Below are 19149 nucleotides of genomic sequence, written 5' to 3' on the forward strand. Positions count from 1 at the left end.
TTGGGGGCCGCGCCTGCTAGACTCATGGCATCATGGTCGCAAAGCAGCCTCCTCTGTTCAAGCCCGCCGCGATGTTCGCCAAGCCGCTTTCGGTGTTGCTCGGGGGGGTGTTCAACGACGCCTTCGCCCGCCAGGGTTTCGCCGCGCGGGAATTGGTGACGCGCTGGGCCGAAATCGCCGGCCCCGAGGTCGCGGCGCATTCCGAGCCGCTGAAGATCCAGTGGCCACGCCCGGTCGAGGGCCAGCAGCAGGAATTGGCGACTTTGGTGCTGCGGGTCGAAGGCCCGATGGCGCTGGAGATCCAGCACGCCTCCGACGTGATCCTGCAGCGGGTCAACCGCTTCTTCGGCTGGAGCGCGGTCGGCCGGCTGGCGCTGCGCCAGGCGCCGCTGTCGCAGCGGCCGCGCAAGAAACCACCCGCCGCGCCCGACCCCGCCGCCGTCGCCAAGATCGCAGCCACGCTGGATTCGGTCGAGGACGCGGATCTGCGCGCCGCCTTGGCCCGGCTTGGGGCCTCGATCAAGCGGAATTGACGCTGGTTGACCGGGCCGCCGCGGGCCTGCCATTGCCACAATTGTTGTTTCAAGCTAGCCGAAGGGTTCATTTCGCGGCGCCAGACGCCGATCCGGGAGCAGTATTGATGATCACGCGCCGCGCTTTCACCGCCACCCTGTCGCTGACCGGCCTTGCCGCCCTGGTCGGGATCTCGCCGTTCCGGCTGATCGATCAGGCCTTCGCCCAGAGCACCACCGCGGCCACCGCCGCCGAAGTCGCCAAGCCGGTGTCGCTGCCCGACATGGCGCTTGGCCCCAAGGACGCCGCCGTCACCGTCACCGAATACGCCTCGATGACCTGCTCGCATTGCGCCGCCTTCGCCGAGGAAGTGTTTCCCAAGATCAAGAAGGCCTATATCGACACCGGCAAGATCCGCTACGTGTTCCGCGAATTCCCGCTCGACATCAAGGCCGCCGCCGGCTCGATGCTGAGCCGCTGCATCGCCGATGGCGACGCCGGCAAATATTTCGCCGTGACCGATCTGCTGTTCAAGCAGCAGGCCGATTGGGTGCTGAAGAACACCACCGAATCGCTGAAGCTGATCGGCAAGCAGGCCGGCCTGAGCGGCGAGCAGGTCGAGGCCTGCCTCAAGGACCAAAAGCTGCTCGACAAGATCGCCGCCGACCAGAAATACGCCAATGAAGTGCTGAAGGTGAACTCGACCCCGAGCTTCTTCATCAACGGCGAAATGCTCAAGGGCGAAACCTCGTTCGAGGAATTTTCCAAGCACATCGACCCGCTGCTGAAGAGCTGAGCAACGCGGCGTTCCGGACGCAGCCCATCGCGTCGCGCAGCGACGTGGTGCGCTGCTGAGCCGGGGCCCCGCTATCTTTGCGACGGTCAAACCGGGGTCCCGGTTCTGCGAAGCGGCACTACGTGCCGCATCGCGCCCGGGACACGCGATTCGAATGTCAAACAGCCACTGAATTTCAGCCACGCTGGCGCAATCTCGCGACTCCGCTGAGCCCGAATTGTGCCAACGCCGCCCCGATGAGGGGCGGGGGCGCGCCGCGCGGCGCGAGGGTGGAGCTTCGCGATCGGCGTTGCGGCCAATCGCGTATCGCCTTGCGGCGCGCCCCGCAGACCGGCGAACCGGCCTGCCATTTCGCGGCGATTTTGGGCCTCGGGACCGTGCTTCCGGGCGCAGGCGCGATGCCGTTGCACCGCTTGATCCAGGCGGTTTCCCGCCCTTCGCCTGTGCCGCGTCCAGCCAACTAGCAAGTGGCAGGCTCTCCTAGTGGAGCCGGACGGCGACCCGAGGCCTCCCGGGGCGTGGTTGCGAGCCACGCGCGCGGGACGCCGCATCGACCCGACGGGACGAATCCCGCTCTGGCCAGCGCGCGATGCGGATCACTCCGCTTCGCGCGCTCTGTCCCGCTTCACAAGCGCCCTCGAGAAGCGCCCCTCACGGACAGAACAATTAGGAATATAATCAGATCAATGAGATTGTCAACATGCGAGGACCGCTCGTCCGGACGCAACGCAACGCAATCCGCGTAAGCTTCCCGCATCGGGTGCTTCCATGACGAGCGATTCGCCCGCGCCGTGATCGCGGCGAAGGCTGGGACGTCAGGCGAAATCGGTGGCAGGCTATTTCAGCGTGATCTGTAAACGCAGCGATCCATTGATATCGTAACCATCCTGCTGCGGACGCTGACCGGAACGCTGGCGGATATTGCTGGTCACCGTTTCCAGCCGGCAATCCTTGGCAATGACCTCGCGCAGCAGGTCGCATTCATGCGCTGCCATCTCGTAGATCCGGCGGCGGATTTGATAGCGCAGCTTCTCGGCGTCCTCACTTGTGCCGCCGACGTCCTCCACGAATAGGCTGATGTTCGTCTGCACCTGCACCGATTGCTGTGGTGGCGCATTATGCTCGGCGCCGACGCGCTGAGCGACGGCCGGGCCGACCAACAACAAGCCGGCGGCACCGGCAATCAGATACTGAAATGGTCTCACGGTAATCTCCCGCCATTGGGGCAACGATTCCAAGGTAGCAAATCCGGATTGCTCCTTGATGAAGCGCCGCAGTGCAGATCGGCAGCATCGGTTAAAGCTGCATCAACCAGACCGAACAATCTATGGTAACAGCACACCCGCCGAAGGCGGCGGTGATCGGGGCCGCAACACCAATATGGCGGGCCCTTGTGTGCGGCCTCAAAGGATTGCGCGGCGCACGATTCGAGCTAAGGCGCCTCGCTTGCTCCACCCAACACGCTACGCGGCATCGTCGATCACCGGCACAATCTTCGTCAACTGACCGGCGATCTGAAGTCTTGCGGTTCTCACATCGAACGCGTTCTGCAGATTGAGCCAGAACTCGACGCTGGTTCCGAACGCCTTGGCGAGACGCAGCGCGGTGTCGGCGGTAATGCCGGTCTGTTCGGCGGCAATGCGCTCGATCCGCGTCCGCGGCACGCCGCAGATTTTAGCCAACGCGCCGGGCGTCATTCCGAGCGGGAGCAGAAATTCCTCGCGGAGCACTTCGCCAGGGTGCATGGGCGGGAGTTTCTTGGCCATCGTCTGGTCTCCTTAGCTGGCGGACAATTGCGATGTGTTCAGTGGTAGTCGGTGAACTCGACGTCCATTGCGCCCTCATCTGTCCACACGAAGCAAATTCGGAACTGGTCGTTGACGCGGATCGAGTGCTGCCCCTTACGGTCTGCCGTGAGTGCTTCGAGTCGGTTTCCCGGCGGCAATCTCAGATCGTCGAGCTTGTGAGCGGCTGCTATCAACTGCAACTTGCGGCGAGCTACCTTCAACAAATTCGCCGGAAAGCCCTTGCGAGCCTCGCCCTCGAATGCCGCTTCGGTCAGGGCGTCCCGGAAGCTCTTGATCATGGGGAAAATGTATCAGACAATGATACACATCACAAGCGCACGGCATCGCTCGGCGACCGGCGAAAGGCGCACTTTCCCCTCTCCCCCACCCCCTAAACCTCTGGAAAAGCCCGGTTCCGCGGTTGCCCTGCGGCGCCCGGCTCGCCATTGTCGGCCCTCAACAGAGCCGCGGGCGGCAGACCGGATGTGACCGGGCGATATCATCCATGGTATTGTCAGGGTTGAGAGATTCGGCAGCAGCCCCGCGAATCGCGGCTAACCGAGCATCGCTTCATGAAACTCACGCGCCTCCGCCTGCATGGATTCAAATCCTTCGTCGAGCCCACCGATTTCGTGATCGAGCCGGGGCTGACCGGCGTGGTCGGACCCAATGGCTGCGGCAAGTCGAATCTGGTCGAGGCGCTGCGCTGGGCAATGGGCGAGACCTCGCATAAATCGCTGCGCGCCGCCGATATGGACGCGGTGATCTTTTCCGGCTCCGGCAATCGGCCGTCGCGCAACCACGCCGAAGTGGTGATGACGATCGACAATACCGACCACACCGCGCCGGCGGCGATGAACGACGCCGAAATTCTGGAAATCTCGCGCCGGATCGAGCGCGAGGCCGGTTCGGTCTATCGCATCAATGGCCGCGACGTGCGCGCCCGCGACGTGCAATTGCTGTTCGCCGACGCCGCCACCGGCGCGCGCTCGCCGGCGCTGGTGCATCAGGGCAAGATCGGTGAAATCATCCAGGCCAAGCCGGAACAGCGCCGCCGCGTGCTGGAAGACGCCGCCGGCGTCGCCGGCCTGCATGCGCGCCGCCACGAGGCCGAATTGCGGCTGAAGGCGGCCGAGACCAACCTTACCCGCGTCGAGGACGTGATCGGTCAATTGTCGTCGCAGGTCGACGGGCTGAAGAAGCAGGCGCGGCAGGCGATCCGGTTCCGCGAAGTCGCCGCCAAGGTCCGCAAGGCCGAGGCGATGCTGTTTCATCTGCGCTGGCTCGAGGCCAATGCCGAAGTCACCGAGGCCGCCAAGGTCCACGATCTCAATGTCCGCGAACTGGCCGAGCGCACCCGCGAACAGGCCGAAGCCTCGCGCATCCAGGCCGACCGCGCCTCGACCTTGCCGTCCTTGCGCGAGGCCGAGGCCCGCGCCGCCGCCGGGCTGACGCGGCTCACCAATGCCCGCGAAATGCTGGACCGCGAGGAGCAACGCGCCAAGGAGCGGCTCGGCGAACTCGACCGCCGGCTGACGCAATTCGGCGCCGACGTCGAGCGCGAACAGCAGCACGCCGCCGACGCCGACGTGGCGCTGGAGAAGCTCGACATCGAGGACGGCGAGCTCAAGGACGAGATCCGTCAGCGCGTCGAGCTGCGCGGCGGCGTCGATGAGCGCGTCGCCGAAGCCGAGGCCACGCTTGCGGATTCCGAGCGGCTGTTCGGCGAATTGACCACCGCGCTGGCACAGCTGACCGCGCGGCGCAACCAGTTCGAGGCCGGCGTGCGCGGCCATCGCGATCGGCTGACGCGGCTGGATACCGAAATCGCCGGGGTGCAGATCGAGATCGAGAAGCTGGCGCAGCAGACCAGCGCTGCCGGCGATCTCGAGGCCCTGGCCGAGGCGATGGAGACCGCGCAGCAGACGCTGGCGGAATCCGAGGCCGGGGTGCAGGCGTTCGAATCCGCCCATGTGGAGGCGCGCCAACGCCTCGAAGCGGCGCGCGGACCGCTCGCCGAGGCCGACAAGAAGGTGCAGCGGCTCGACACCGAGGCCCGCACCATCTCCAAGCTGGTCAATAGCGAGACCAAGAATCTGTGGCCGCCGATCATCGACGGCATCAATGTCGCCAAGGGTTATGAGAAGGCGATCGGCGCCGCGCTCGGCGACGATCTCGACGCCCCGGTCGATCCCTCGGCGCCGATGCGCTGGACCGACATTGGCGTCCAGGCCGACGATCCGGCGCTGCCCGAGGGCGCCGATTCGCTGGCCAACCATGTCGACGCCCCGCCCGAACTGGCGCGGCGGCTGGCGCAGATCGGCGTCGTCGCCAAGGAGCGCGGCAACGAGCTGGTGTCGCAGCTTGCGACCGGGCAGCGGCTGGTGTCGCTGGAAGGCGACGTCTGGCGCTGGGACGGCTTCGTCGCCGCCGCGCATGCGCCGACGCGCGCCGCGCGCCGGCTGGCCGAACGCGCCCGGCTGGTCGAGATCGAGAACGAATTGGAGCAGGCGCGGGTTGAAGCCGCCGCCAAGCGCCAGGCGCTGGACGACGCCGAATCCGAGCTGAAAGCCGCCGCCGCGGCGGAAACCGCGGCGCGCGAGGGGCTGCGCGCCACCCGTCGAGAGGTCGATTCGGCGCGCGAGCGCTTTGCCGCCACCGAACGTGAGATCAACCGCCACGCCTCGCGCAAATCGGCGCTGGCCGAAGCCCATAGCCGGGTCACCGCCGATCGCGCCGAGGCCGAGGCGGCCTATGAAAGCGCGATGGCGGCGATCGAGGAATTGCCGCCGAGCGACGAGACCCAGGCCCGGCTCAATGCCGTGCGCGAGGATATCGAGGGCCGCCGCCGGCTCGCGGCGCAAGTGCGTGCCGAGGCCAGCGCGCTGGCGCGCGAGGCCGAGCTCGCCGACAAGCGGCTGCAGGCGATCGTCGCCGAGCGCAGCGCCTGGCAATCCCGCAAGCAAAGCGCGCTGTCGCAGCTCGCCACCATCGAGGCCCGAGTCACCGAGCTTGGCATCGAGCGCACCGAGCTGGAAAATGCCCCGGAAGTGTTCGCCGAGAAGCGCAGCGCGCTGATCAGCGAGATCGAATACGCCCAGACCGATCGCCGCGACGCCGCCGAGGCGCTAGCCGTCGCCGAGCTGGCAATGCAGGACACCGACCGCACCGCCAAGGTGTCGCTGGAAGCGCTGTCCAACGCCCGCGAAGCCTGCGCCCGCTCCGAGGAGCGGATGCAGGCCGCCAAGCGCCGGCTCGACGACGTCGAGCGCGAGGTCCGCGACATGCTCGAAGTCGAGCCGCAGGGCGCCGCGGCGCTCGCCGAGATCAGCCCCGAGGCCGAATTGCCGGCGCTGGCCGAGGTCGAGGAGAGCCTGGAAAAGCTCCGCCGCGACCGCGAGCGGCTCGGCGCCGTCAATCTGCGCGCCGAGGACGAACTCAACGACATCGAAGCCCAGCACACCGGGCTGACCACCGAGCGCGACGATCTGGTCGAGGCGATCAAGCGGCTGCGCCAGGGCATCCAGAGCCTCAACAAGGAAGCGCGGGAGCGGCTGCTGGCTTCGTTCGACATCGTCAACAGCCATTTCAAGCGCCTGTTCGTGGTGCTGTTCGGCGGCGGCGAGGCCGAATTGAAGCTGGTCGAGAGCGACGATCCGCTGGAAGCCGGGCTCGAAATCATCGCCAAGCCGCCCGGCAAGAAGCCGCAGACGCTGTCGCTGTTGTCCGGCGGCGAGCAGGCGCTGACCGCGATGTCGCTGATCTTCGCCGTGTTCCTCACCAACCCGTCGCCGATCTGCGTGCTCGACGAAGTCGACGCGCCGCTCGACGATCACAACGTCGAACGGTTCTGCGAATTGCTGAACGAGATGACCAAGACCACCGACACCCGCTTCATCATCATCACCCATAACCCGATCACGATGGCGCGGATGAACCGGCTCTACGGCGTCACCATGGCGGAGCGCGGCGTCTCGCAGCTGGTCTCGGTCAATCTGCAGGACGCGGTCGGCATTCTGGATCAGCACGTGGCGTGACGTCACCCTCCCCTGGAGGGGGAGGGTCGGTGAGCGCAGCGAACCGGGGTGGGGTGATCGGCCGCGGCGCACTGCACGAATTGTTGGATCGCATGCTTATCAACGTGGAAGCACCCCACCCCGCCTGCCTGCGGCAGGCGACCCTCCCCCTCAAGGGGAGGGTGAAGAATCCCTCGCCTCTGCGATGATAGCTCCCGCACTCCCCGCCGAATTGACCGCCGCGCTGACGCAACAGCTGCACGGACTGTCGCGCAGCGACGCCACCACGCGGGCGGCGTCGATGTCGCAGACCTATCGGGACGGCGGTGGCTCCACGGCGATCCGCAGCGCCACCGACGCGCTGGCCTATGCGGCGTCGCGGATGCCGGCGACCTATGCGGCGGTCACCGCCTGCCTGAATGCGCTGCTTGAGCTGCGCCCCGATTTTGTGCCGGCGAGCCTGCTCGATTGCGGCGCCGGTCCCGGCACCGCGAGCTGGGCCGCCGCCGAAGCCTTCGATTCGTTGCGCGGCTTCGAGCTGATCGACGCCAATGCGGCGCTGCGCGAGCTGGCGCTGCAATTGGCGCAACACAGCCGGCTTGCGGCGATGCGCTATCAGCGCGGCGAGGCGCTGGCGCTGCTCGCCGCGGCCGAGCCGGCCGATCTGGTGATCGCCAGCTATGTGATCAACGAGTTGAGCGAGACCGGGCGGGAAAAATTCGCCGAGCTGGCCTGGCGCAAGACGGTCGACACGCTGCTGATCGTCGAGCCCGGCACGCCGGCCGGCCATGCCCGCGTGCTGGCGCTGCGCCGGCAATTGATCGCGCAGGGCGCACGTGTGATCGCCCCCTGCCCGCACGACGACGCCTGCCCGCTGGTGGCGCCGGACTGGTGTCACTTCACCCAGCGGCTGCCGCGCTCGCGCGTGCATCAGCAGCTCAAGGCCGCCGAACTGCCCTATGAGGACGAAAAATTCAGCTATGTGGCGCTGACCCGCGCACCTCTGCCGCAACGACCGGCGCGGGTGCTGGCACAGCCGGAGCTGACCAAGATCGCCGTGACGGCGAAATTGTGCACCGAGCGCGGCGTCGTGCGCGCGGTGGCGCCGCGCCGCGACAAGGCGCGCTACGCGCAATTCCGCAAATTACGCTGGGGCGACGCACTGGTCGACGCGGCCCGCGATTGAGTCAAGCCGCGATCAGAACGAATGCTTCAGCCGGGCGCTGACCTGATGCGCCACGGTGTCGCTGCCACCGACGATGGCGTCGTAATTGAGCGAGACCAGCGTCATCGCGCCGAACCGGCCGGAGATTCCGGCGCCGAACACGCCGCGATCGCGGATGCCGCGGCCGGTCAAGGTGGTGAACACGCCGGGCAGCGTCGACTCGACGAAATTGGCGTCGATGCCGCGAACGCCGTCGCGGAATTCGTGCAGCCAAGCCAGCCGCAATTCCGGCGTCAGCACGCCGTTGGTGGTCTGCAGATCGTGGGCGATGCGGGTGCCGACGCTGGAGCGCAGCGATTCGGAGCGGTCGGCGCCGACGCTGAGCGCGGTGATGCCGCCGTTCTCGGTGAACCCATCGGTCGACACGCTGGTATATTGCAGGCTCAGTTCGGGGTTAACCACGAAGCCGCCGAACACAAGCAGATCCGTTCCCACCGCGCCGCGCACCGAATAGTGCGAGCCGTCGAAACGCGAGCCGTCGACCGCGCCCAGCGCCGCGCGCGAATTGTCGTAGCGGTCCCAGCCATACAGCCCGATGACGTTGGCGTACCAGGCCGGAGCGCGGTAGCCGCCATATCCGCCCACGGTGCGGGTCGAAATCTTGGTGGTGCTGCCGAGCGTGTCGAGATCGCCATTGGTCAGCCCATAGCCCCCGAAGGCGCCGACCAGCAAGCGATCCGACAGTCGCCAGTCGGCGCCGGCGACCACATTCGCGGCGGTGGAGCGGGTCGCGCTGGCATTGGCGCGGGCGCCCTCGCGTGACGTGCTGAGGCTCGACGTGATGAACACGCCATGATCCGGATCGAGCGCTGCGCGTAGCGGCGGCGCCTTGGTGGCGGGCGCATAGGCGAGCGCGTCGCGGCCCCAGCCGACGGCGCTCAGCGCATCTCGACCGTTGCCCGAGGCGGCGTCGAGCGAGGCCAGCGTGCGATCCATGGTCGCGCCGCGGGCGTCGAGCAGGCCGGAATCGAACATCGCCAGCGCGGCGGCCGCGCCGCCGGTGTCGTTGCCGGTCAGGCCGAAGCGGCCCTGGATCAGGCGCTGATCGATCAACGCGCTGGTCTGGAAGCTCATATTCATCGTCATCCGGCCGAGCCCCTGATAGGAGGCCGGCGACAGTTGCGCCAGCGCCGCGCCGACATCGGCGGCGCTCGCGACCTGATCGATCAAGGTGAGCGCAGCGCTGCTGGCAGCCACGCTGTTGGAAAGATTGTCGAACTGCCAGGCCGGGCCAGCGCTGCCCGGATGCGCGGCGCTGGCCAAATCCGAGAACGACGGCGCGAAGGCGTTTACCACCTCGAACGAGGTGTAGAGCGTACCGCCGATATTGACGGTCTGACCGGCCGCCAATTGGGCGCGCTTGGCGGCCGACAGGCCGACCTTGTAGTAGTTCAGCGTATCGGTGTCGGCGCCGCCATTGACCAGCCCGACGATGCGCGAGCCCGCCATGATGTTGGCGGTATCGTTGCCGCCTTCCAGATTCACCGCCCGGCCGCTGTTGCCGATGATGACGCCATAATTGGTCAGGACGTCGGCGCCCTCGCCCATCTGGATCGCCGAGCCGTCGCCGCGGATGAACCGCGCCGAACCGGTGCCCGTATACGTTACGCCGTCGAGTTTGCCGACCGAATTGGTGTCGACCAGACCGCTGCCGAGCAGCACGGTCGCGGTCGGATCGGCAATGGCGCCATTGCCGATGATGGTGCCGCGATTGACGATGGTGTCGTTGTCGGCGGCGGTGCCGGTCTTGTTCTCCAGCCGGATCGCAAAGCCGTTCTGGCCGACGATGCTGCCGCCCGCATTGTTGGCGATCGTCGTGGCGGCGACGCCGCTGCGTGATCCGTCGACGTTGGAATCATTGTTGACGACGATACCGTAGGAGGCGCCGCTGATGACGCCCCAATTGGTGACGGTGCCGCCACCGATCGACAGGCCCTCGGCGTTGTTGAGACGGCCGCCGGAATCATAGCCGCCGGCACCGGTGCCCTCGATGATGCCGTAATTGGTGACGGTGGCGGCAAAATCGACATCGACGCCGTCGCCGTCGCCCGTTCCGTTGCCATCATAGGCGCCGGTGATGCGGCCGTAATTGATCACCGTGCCGGTGCCGTCGGAGCCGAAGCCGGAGCCGTTGCGGCCGAGGATCGTCGCGCCGGCTTCATTGCTGACGCTGACGAAGGCGTCGGTGGTGATGCCGTGGCGGAAGCCCGAAATGGTGCCGCCGGTCTTGTTGATCACGGTGCCGGAATGGCTCTGCCAGTCGATGCCGTCATTGCTGTCCCCGACTTTGCCATCGGAATAGATCAGGCCGTAATTGGTGACGGTGGCGGCTTCGCCGGGCCGGATCGCGTCGGCCCCGCTCGCCTTGATGACGCCGGTGGCGCGGTTGACGATCGACACCGTGCCGGCGCTGATGTTGTTGAAATCGATCGCCTGGCCGGTGCCGGTCGACCAGATCGTGCCGGCATTGTCGATGCTGAAACGGCCGGTGGTGGCCGTGGCAATGGCGCGGATCGCATCGTCGACGGACTGGATCACGCCGCCGGAATTGTTGATCACCTGGAGCGATGTGACGGTGGCGGGATCGGCGATGTCGAGGTTGATGGCGCGCTCGGTCGATTCGATCAGCCCGCTGTTGTTGATCGCCGTCGTGCCCGATCCGGGCCGGATCGCGTCATTATCGAGCGCGCGCAGGATTCCACCGGCAGCATTGTTGATCGCGACCGTTCCGGTTGCCGAGGTGTTCTTGGCAAAGTCGACCACCTGGCCGGTCGAGGAGACGATGGTGCCGGAATTGTTGATCGTCACCGTGCCGGCGCCGATGCTGGTGTTGAGGCGGAATGCGTCGTCGACGGTCGAAATCAGCGCGCCGGCGAAATTGTTCAAGGTCAGGCTGCGGGGCGGGTTCGAGCCCGAGGTGTCGATGCCGCGATTGCCCGACTTGATGGTGCCGGCATTGTTGATGACGACGCCCGCGGCCGGCCCGGCAAAGGAGATGGCGCTGCCGGTGACATTGAGAGTGCCGCCGCTCTCGATCGTGCCGGTGTCGGTGCCGACGACCGTCTTCGCCGCCGTGTCGGAGGTCCCGGTGGTGACCGTGAACGACGCCGCCCCTGCGGTTAGCGGGATCGAGACCGTCCCGAGACAAAGAAACACCAGCCAGCTCGCGCCGTTACGCCACTTCAACATTCACTCGCCCCTTACCAAACGTTAACTTTCTCTAGGTTCGGCAGTTGACGGCCACGTGACATCGCGACCAGCACGCAGCAATTCGCGGCCGGTGGCGATCGCCCACCAGAAGATGGTGCGCATTGGCAACAGTCGTGGAGACTCTGGGTTGTCGGTATCGACGCACGCACGCCTGCCGAAGGCGCCCGGTCCGGTCACATTGAACGCAAGCATTGCCACCCGCGACGTAAGGGAACAGGATTGGCTACGTCTTCCCGCTCGGGTCCCCGCCATGGCCGGCCTTGGCCGGCGGCAGCAAGGGTCGTCGCGCAGCCTCTCACCCGCCCTTTCAGGAGTCCCCATGACCGGCTGGATTATTCTCGGTATCATCGTCGTGCTGGTGCTGTTCGCGCTGGCGACCTACAACCGGCTGGTGGCGCTACGCCAGCGCGTCGGCCAGGCCTTCGCCGATATCGACGTGCAGCTCAAGCAGCGCCACGATCTGATTCCCAATCTGGTCGAGACCGTGAAGGGCTACGCCGCGCATGAGCGCGGCACGCTCGACGACGTCGTCAAGGCGCGCAATGCCGCGCTGTCGGCGCAGGGGCCGAGCCAGATCGCCGCCGCCGAAAACCAGCTCTCCGGCGCGCTCGGCCGGCTGATCGCGCTGAGCGAGGCCTATCCGGACCTCAAGGCCAATGCCAATTTCCAGCAGCTGCAAGCCGAACTCTCCGACATCGAGAACAAGATCGCCGCCAGCCGCCGCTTCTTCAACAACGCCGTCCAGGAGTACAATACCGGCATCCAGCAGATGCCGGCGGCGCTGTTCGCCGGCGCGCTCGGCTTCACCCACAAGGATTTCTTCGATCTCGGCGAGACCCGCAGCCAGGTCGAGCAGGTGCCGCAGGTGAAGTTCTGAGCGGATAGCCTCCCTCCCCCTTGCGGGGAGGGTCGGCCGAACGACGACGATGCGCAGCATCGGCGGAAGCGGAGGCCGGGGTGGGGGAGCGGCGAGCACTGCGCCTGTGGCTTCCCCCACCCGGCTCGCCTTCGGCGATCCACCCTCCCCACAAGGGGGAGGGAGAAGAAAGCGCAGGGCGCGACGTTGAACGGATCAGATGCCCATGGCCGCCTATGGTCTCTATACCCACATCGCCTCGAACAGATTTCGTTCGGTGCTGCTGCTTGGCGGGTTGTTTCTGCTGATCTATGTGCTGGTCTATGCTGGCGCGCTGGTCGGCGAGGTAATGGCCGATCGCGGCGCGCCGCTGCAATATTATCTGCAGGCCGCGGGTTACGATCTGCTGCGGGCGTCCCCCGTCGCCACCATCGGCGCGGCGCTGTGGATCGTGATCGCCTATTTCTTCCACCAGAACATGATCGACGCCATCACCGGCGGCCGCGACGTCACCCGGCAGCAGCAGCCGCGGCTGTATAATCTCTTGGAAAACCTGTGCATCTCGCGCGGCATTCCCATGCCGAAGCTGAAAGTGATGGACAATGCGGCGCTGAACGCCTTCGCCACCGGGTTGAATCAGAAGCAATACGCCATCACGGTCACCTCCGGCCTGCTGGCCGCGCTGGACGATCAGGAAATCGAGGCGGTGCTGGGCCATGAATTGACCCATATCCGCAATGGCGACGTGCAGATGATGGTGATCGCGGTGATCATCGCCGGCGTGGTCGGCTTCGCCGGAGAGCTGATGTTCCGGATGTTGTTTTATTCGCGCTTCAGCTTTGGCGGCGGCGGCAATCGCTCGTCCTCATCCTCCAGCAACGACCGCAAAGGCGGCGGTGGCGGCGCCATCCTGGCCATCGTGCTGGCGGTGGTGCTGGTGGCCGTGGCCTGGGCGCTGTCGCAGCTGGTGCGGCTGGCGCTGTCGCGCGCCCGCGAATTCCTGGCCGATGCCGGATCGGTGGAACTGACCAAGAATCCCGACGCCATGATCTCGGCGCTGCGCAAGATCGAAAACCGCGGCGAACTGCCGGGCGCCACCTCGGCGGTGATGGAAATGTGCCTCGACAATCCGCGCGAGGGCTTTGTCGACCTGTTCGCCACCCATCCGTCGGTCGACTCCCGGGTGGCGGCGCTGGTCAAATTCGCCGGCGGCCACGACCCCGGCCCGCTGGCGCTGCCATCGGACCAAGATGCCGGGCCGGACGGCGATCCTGGCCAGGATGGTGATCCCCATCCCGGCCCGTGGAGCGATCCCCCAGCCCGCAAGGGATTCCTGCGCGGCCCCTGGGGGCGGCGGGTGTGAGGCCACATCCCTCCCCCTTGTGGGGAGGGTGGCCCGGCGAAGCCGGGTCGGGTGGGAGGAAGCCACGGGCTCAGTGCAAGCGGCTTACCCCCCACCCGGCTGGCCTGCGGCCATCCGCCCTCCCCGCAAGGGGGAGGGAGAACAGCGGTCGCGGCGGCGCAATGGTAGCCACGCCGATTCCCCACAGCGCCAAATTCCAACGATTTTGTTGAGATTCCGCCGTCGCGCGGCCTCGGCGATTGAAATCTCGCTCGATTCTGCCATGTTCGCGCGCAAAGCAGTCGGGGCATTTCGGCCGCGTGAGTCTCATTCGCGCCGGCGCGGATCAATTTGGCCCATAAAGGAATCTCATGGCGAAACCAGCAGTGATCGTAGTGGGTGCCGACAAGGGCGGCGTGGGCAAGACCACGGTGTCGCGAACCCTGCTCGACTATTTCAGCGCCAACAACGTCAAGACCCGCGCCTTCGATACCGAATCGCCGCGCGGCACCTTGAAGCGGTTTCATCCGGACATCACCGAGATCGTCGACATGACGACGACCGCGGACCAGATGAAGATCTTCGACACGCTCAACAACGACGTGCCCTCGGTGACGGTGATCGACGTCCGCGCCGGCCTGATGTCCAACGCGCTGGCCAATCTGCGCGACATCGGCTTTCTCGACGCCGCCAAGAACGGCCAGATCACCTTCGCGGTGTTCCATATACTGGGCCCCTCGATCGCCTCGCTGGACGAGATCGCCGAGACCGCAGGCTTCATGCAGGGCGCGAAATACTTCCTGGTGAAGAACTTCATCAACAACACCAGCTTCTTCGAATGGGACCAGGAAACCTACAATTCCTATTTCCACCGCATCAAGGACGCCACCGAACTGACCATCCCGAAGCTCAACGAGATGGCCTATGAGCAGGTCGAGGTCTCCAAGGTGCCGTTCCTGAAATTCGTCGCCAACAAGGGCGTCAATGACGAGGCCGCGAATTATTCCTTCGTGCTGCGCGGCTATGTCCGGCACTGGCTGGCCAATGTCTGGAGCGAATTCGACCGCATCAAATTGACCGACATCGTCGGCAAGGACAAATCCGCCGGCCGGGTCGGCCCGCCGAATGGCGGCGGCGAGAAATAAGTCGACGCGCTGATGATTTGGCTGGATCGGACGCTGCTTTGGCCGGATAAAACGCCATGCCCCGCACGCCGGTCTACATCATCTGCTCGCCGCGCCCGATCGTCGGCAAGACCCTGATCGCGCGGCTTCTGACCGAGTTTCTGCTGCTGCAGCGTGGCGACGTGCTGGCGTTCGACGTCAATCTGAAAGAGCCGTCGCTACTTGATTACCTGCCGCGTCTCACCGAGACCGCCGAGATCGACGACACCTTCGGCAAGATGGCGCTGATGGACCGGCTGATCGTCCACGACAACGTCGCCAAGGTGATCGACCTCGGCTTCCACGCCTTTGACGAGTTTTTCCGGATGACCGAGGAAATCGGCTTCCTGAAGGAGGCCGCGCGGCGTCAGGTCGCGCCGATCGTGCTGTTCGTCGCCGACACCGACCGCGCCTCGGCGCGCAGCTACGAGATGCTGCAGGCGCAGATCCCGCCGCGGGCGCTGGTGACCATCGACAATGAACAGGTGCTGCGCGGCGAATTGCCCGAGGCGTTTTCACGCGGCCGGGTGCTGAAGATCCGCGCGCTGCCGTCGTTTTTGAAAACCTATATCGACCGGCTGTCGTTTTCCTTCACCGGCTATCTGCGTAGCGAGCAGGATCCCTCGACCGAGCTGCATCAATGGATCCGGAAAAACTATTCCAACTTCCGCGATCTCGATCTCGACCTGGTGCAGCAGCGGGCGTGAGGGGCCACAGGCCTTCAACGTCGTCATTGCGAGGAGCACTTGCGACGAAGCAATCCAGGCCGTGCTTGATGTCCCTGGATTGCTTCGCTGTCGGACGGCGCGATGCGCCGTCCTCGGCTCGCAATGACGAAATCAAGCTTGCTTTCGATGGCTTCTTTTTCGGTCAGACTCTCAGGATAAGGTTATTGAACGGCAGCCGTGCCCCGGATGCGGCGCAACGCGCCGCGTAGCGGCGTGGTGCTGATCCGGGGCCCCGGGAATTGCGGGAATGCCGCCAAGCTGGGGCCGGTTCTGCGAAGCGGCACGAGGTGCCGCATCGCGCCCGGGACACGGACCGCCTCGGTCTTGTGGCGTCGCGCCCGGGACGCAATCCGCTCAGTGGCCGCCGAACGACATCAGGGGGCGCGCCAGGACGCCCATGCCGCGGATCTTGAAAGCCAGGAGCAGTCCTCGGCCTGCTCTGATCCGGCAAGGTCCTTTCCGAATTGCCGATTGGCGAGCCTGCGCTCACATTCTGCGGGTTCCGACGCCGTTACGTTGCTTCGCGCTTTCGGGCACCGTTGAGAAACAACTCAATCGTCTTCTGGAGGTCCCGGCGGTGCTTTGGGGAAAGCCCGGCGTTCTCGACCGAGAGGACAGCCTTTCGCAACGGTCCTCGGATTGCCACAGTGAGAAAGAAATCGGCCGCGAACCCGATGTCGTCGAGCGCAAGTTCGCCGCGTTCAACGCCCGCTCGCAAACAATCCTCGATCGCCCGCGCGCCGTGTACCGTCCTGAACCCCTTATGGATGCGCGCAAGTTCGGGAAACCTCACCGTCTCGGCTGAGATGATCCGATCGAATGCGATGACCTCCGGCTTCAGTGCCGTGCCGAGCATAGAGAGGGCAATCGCGTGCAGGCGATCCCGAACGGCTGCGCTGTCATCCGCCTCACCGAGCTCCGGAATTTCCGCCCCCCGTCCGATCCACCGCCGAGCGACCTCCGCGAACAACGCGGCCTTGCTCTCGAAACGACCGTAGAACGTCGTTTTCGAAACTCCGGCCGCCGCGGTGACACCGTCGACGCTCGTGGCCGCATAGCCGGCCTCGAGGAACGAGGCCGCCGCCGCGTCGAGAATGCGCTCGAGCGACTCGTCCTCAGTTCCCTTGGGTGGTCGCCCACGGCGTGGCGGCGCTTTCTGGTCTTTGTTCTGCATCGTCCTGCCCCGGCTATTTGGCGGGCATCGGCCGCGCCGTCAAAACTACCCTTGAAAAGATACGACATCGTATCATATACGATTTATCAGCGACCTCAAGTGTCCGGCGAGCGTGCGCGCGCCCTTCACGCAGGAGTTCCCCTCGATGCCCGTCACGATGTCGCCTGCCAAGCCGTTCCGTATCGCAGGATTTGCGTTGCGTGACTGGGGATTCGCCCTGCGCATCTGGGCAGCAATGATGATCTCTCTCTACATCGCATTCTGGCTGCAGCTAGAGGGCGCCGCGTCCGCCGCGACCTGCGTCGGAATTCTCGCCTTGCCGACCCGAGGGCATGCACTGGAGAAGGCGTTCTGGCGGCTGTTCGGAACGGCCGTGGGGGTGATCGTGTCGATTGCGATCACGGGTGCGTTCAACGAGATCAGGGAACTGATGTTCCTGTCCTACGCGATTTGGCTCGGCATCTGCACCTATATCGCCAGTCACTTCGAAGGAAACCGGGCCTACGGAGCGGTTCTCAGCGGTTACACGGTTGCGATCGTCGCCATCGCACAGATCGACGCTCCCGAAAAGGTGTTCATGGCCGGCATGAACCGCGGCGCGGCCATCTTCGTCGCGATCGTCGTCGTGACGGTGATCAACGACATCCTGGCCGCGCCGGCTCTGTCGACGCTGGTTGGCGAGAAACTGGCGCGCGCGCGCATGCAGGTAACGGAATTCGCCGCGACCACCATCACAAAGGGGACGACGACAGCCTCGGACGTGGGCAACCTTCTTCAAACCGTGACAGCCATCCGAACCGACATCGACGCGGTCGCCGCCGAAGGACTCTCAGGCGGGCGTCGGGCAGCTGCTGCTGCTTCCGCTATCTCCGCACTGGTTCAGCAAACGAACATGGCTCGCGCGGTGGCGGTAGCCATCGATGATCTCGGCAACATCGGAGCCGAGCAGCGGGAGAAACTCGTCGCCTCGATGAAGGGTAGCGACCACCAGGCGGCAACGGAACTGCGCAACAAGCTGAGATCGGTCGAGCGTGCGCCCGACAGTCCCACGGGCCATCTGCTTGCAGCCAGCGGCGTCACGCTCCTGCTGGAGTGTGAGCGGCAAGGCGCACTGACGATCAGCGACGTTCGGAGCGGCCGGGGGCGGAAGGAACCTTCGGACCTGCCGATCTTCCGCTGCCGAGCGTCGGCCCTTCGCGACGCCTTGAGAGTCTTTTGCGTCGTTCTCGTTGTCGGAGCATTGCTATCCTTGACGAACTGGCCCGCGGTTTCCGCAGTGCTGATCCCGGCGACCGCATTGGCGGCCATGTCCAGCAGCACGCCTGATCCCCTGGGCTTCGTGAAGGGCGCCTGTATCATGGCTGTCCTTGCCGCCGTGCTCGTTGGCATCACGAAGTTCGTACTTCTCAGCGGGGCCGACGCATTTCCCCTTCTGGCTATCAGTATGGCGCCATTGGTGATGGCCGGTGCGCTGTTGTTGACGATCCCCAAGCCGTCGGCCTTCCTGTTGGGCTTTCTGACCCTCGCCCTCTCGCCGGGCCTGATGAATCCCCAAAATCCTGAGGACTATAGCGCCCTGGGATTTCTGGTGAACACCATGCTGACCCTCGGCGGATTTTTCATTCTGCTGCCCGCGCTTTCGCTGCTGCTTCCGACGACCGATCGTCATCGTCGGTGCTGGCTCCTGGAGTCTGCGGAAACAGATTGCCGAGATGCCTTCGCCGGCCGCGGAAAGTCCGACAACTCCCCAGAGATGTCCTTTAGGGACGCTAGCCGGATAGCGCAGTTCGGCCGGCTCAAATTGCCGGACCCCGCCAGACGGGAAGCCGACATGGGCAAACTGTGCCGTCTTGCGGACCTATCCTATGCGGCCAGACGGTGCAGAGCACTGATCGCGCAGATCGGGCAAAGCCCTCATTACGAACTCCCTATTGATGTGCGACGCGCGATCGGTCGCCTCGACGCAACCGCGCTGCGCCTGGCCGGAGATCATTTCATACGCGGACGTCCGGACGATCGAAGTCGCGATCGCTCCGGCGCTCTCAGATTGGGCCTCGCTCTTGTCTGGCTGGCGGGTCTCATCGAACGCAGCCCCGGAGAAACCGCGAAGCTGAGGGATGCGCTGTCATGACTCGCACCTTCCAGGAACTCGTCATCGACGACGTGATGATCGCACCCTTCGTGTCCTACCTTGTGGTCGCGCTGATCGTGTTTCTGCTGATCAGGCCGCTCGCACGCCGGGCAGGCTTCGAACTCGTATTCAGCCATCCGCCCGTCGCGGAATGCAGTCTTTTCATCATCATTCTCGCATCCCTGATCGCGTTCTTCTGAGAGCCTGG

At 65.4% G+C, this 19149-nt stretch carries 15 protein-coding genes; 10 read left to right on the top strand and 5 right to left on the bottom strand.

From position 1 onward, the window contains the following. Positions 1 to 32 precede the first annotated feature (32 nt). Together RBJ75_RS16245 and RBJ75_RS16250 are read left to right on the top strand one after the other, a co-directional pair. Positions 33 to 533, top strand: coding sequence for a DUF721 domain-containing protein (locus RBJ75_RS16245; RefSeq protein WP_411194469.1), 501 nt, complete (start codon positions 33 to 35; stop codon positions 531 to 533). Positions 534 to 637: 104 nt separating this feature from the next. Further along, positions 638 to 1309 (top strand): DsbA family protein, encoded by a 672-nt coding sequence (locus RBJ75_RS16250; RefSeq protein ID WP_044412767.1) that lies wholly within the window; start codon positions 638 to 640, stop codon positions 1307 to 1309. Between the two features lie 836 nt (positions 1310 to 2145). Here RBJ75_RS16250 and RBJ75_RS16255 read toward each other — a convergent pair. The 3 genes from RBJ75_RS16255 to RBJ75_RS16265 all read right to left on the bottom strand — a co-directional run bounded on the left by RBJ75_RS16255 (position 2146) and on the right by RBJ75_RS16265 (position 3395). Further along, the gene (locus tag RBJ75_RS16255) at positions 2146 to 2514 is read right to left on the bottom strand and encodes a hypothetical protein (protein ID WP_044406837.1); all 369 of its coding nucleotides are present in this window, start codon (positions 2512 to 2514) and stop codon (positions 2146 to 2148) included. Positions 2515 to 2772: 258 nt separating this feature from the next. Further along, positions 2773 to 3075 (bottom strand): HigA family addiction module antitoxin, encoded by a 303-nt coding sequence (locus RBJ75_RS16260; RefSeq protein WP_044406840.1) that lies wholly within the window; start codon positions 3073 to 3075, stop codon positions 2773 to 2775. A gap of 38 nt (positions 3076 to 3113) precedes the next feature. Continuing rightward, positions 3114 to 3395 carry a type II toxin-antitoxin system RelE/ParE family toxin gene (locus RBJ75_RS16265; protein ID WP_044406843.1) on the bottom strand — a complete coding sequence of 94 codons (282 nt, stop codon included), beginning with the start codon at positions 3393 to 3395 and terminating at the stop codon, positions 3114 to 3116. Between the two features lie 273 nt (positions 3396 to 3668). Here RBJ75_RS16265 and smc point away from each other — a divergent pair, with 273 nt between their 5' ends. Beyond that, complete coding sequence (gene smc, locus RBJ75_RS16270) at positions 3669 to 7133, top strand: chromosome segregation protein SMC (protein ID WP_276156881.1); 3465 nt, start codon at positions 3669 to 3671, stop codon at positions 7131 to 7133. A 184-nt stretch (positions 7134 to 7317) separates the two neighbouring features. Further along, positions 7318 to 8298, top strand: coding sequence for a small ribosomal subunit Rsm22 family protein (locus RBJ75_RS16275; protein ID WP_044407115.1), 981 nt, complete (start codon positions 7318 to 7320; stop codon positions 8296 to 8298). Between the two features lie 12 nt (positions 8299 to 8310). Here the strand turns inward: RBJ75_RS16275 and RBJ75_RS16280 are convergent, their stop codons facing one another. Continuing rightward, on the bottom strand, positions 8311 to 11526 hold the full coding sequence (locus RBJ75_RS16280; protein ID WP_052628842.1) for an autotransporter outer membrane beta-barrel domain-containing protein: 3216 nt from the start codon (positions 11524 to 11526) through the stop codon (positions 8311 to 8313). 340 nt (positions 11527 to 11866) lie between these two features. Here RBJ75_RS16280 and RBJ75_RS16285 point away from each other — a divergent pair, with 340 nt between their 5' ends. The 4 genes from RBJ75_RS16285 to RBJ75_RS16300 all read left to right on the top strand — a co-directional run bounded on the left by RBJ75_RS16285 (position 11867) and on the right by RBJ75_RS16300 (position 15615). Next, a complete protein-coding gene (locus RBJ75_RS16285) occupies positions 11867 to 12424 on the top strand; it encodes a LemA family protein (RefSeq protein WP_044407117.1) in 558 nt (185 codons plus the stop codon). A gap of 205 nt (positions 12425 to 12629) precedes the next feature. After that, entirely contained in the window at positions 12630 to 13766 is a 1137-nt protein-coding gene (locus tag RBJ75_RS16290) for a M48 family metallopeptidase (protein WP_044419047.1), read from the top strand. A gap of 350 nt (positions 13767 to 14116) precedes the next feature. Beyond that, positions 14117 to 14890: a hypothetical protein gene (locus RBJ75_RS16295; protein WP_044419092.1), complete on the top strand. Its 774-nt coding sequence runs from the start codon at positions 14117 to 14119 to the stop codon at positions 14888 to 14890. A 56-nt stretch (positions 14891 to 14946) separates the two neighbouring features. Continuing rightward, entirely contained in the window at positions 14947 to 15615 is a 669-nt protein-coding gene (locus RBJ75_RS16300; RefSeq protein WP_044419090.1) for a hypothetical protein, read from the top strand. 532 nt (positions 15616 to 16147) lie between these two features. Here RBJ75_RS16300 and RBJ75_RS16305 read toward each other — a convergent pair. Next, positions 16148 to 16810 (bottom strand): TetR/AcrR family transcriptional regulator, encoded by a 663-nt coding sequence (locus tag RBJ75_RS16305; RefSeq protein ID WP_052629021.1) that lies wholly within the window; start codon positions 16808 to 16810, stop codon positions 16148 to 16150. A gap of 145 nt (positions 16811 to 16955) precedes the next feature. Between RBJ75_RS16305 and RBJ75_RS16310 the strand changes: the two genes are divergently transcribed. Both RBJ75_RS16310 and RBJ75_RS16315 read left to right on the top strand, forming a co-directional pair. Next, complete coding sequence (locus RBJ75_RS16310) at positions 16956 to 18941, top strand: FUSC family protein (RefSeq protein ID WP_152647835.1); 1986 nt, start codon at positions 16956 to 16958, stop codon at positions 18939 to 18941. Continuing rightward, complete coding sequence (locus RBJ75_RS16315) at positions 18938 to 19141, top strand: DUF1656 domain-containing protein (protein WP_044416055.1); 204 nt, start codon at positions 18938 to 18940, stop codon at positions 19139 to 19141. Before RBJ75_RS16310 ends, RBJ75_RS16315 begins: the two co-directional genes overlap by 4 nt. The last annotated feature ends 8 nt before the right edge of the window (positions 19142 to 19149 follow it).

It is taken from the genome of Rhodopseudomonas sp. BAL398 (assembly GCF_033001325.1).
GTDB lineage: Bacteria > Pseudomonadota > Alphaproteobacteria > Rhizobiales > Xanthobacteraceae > JARJEH01.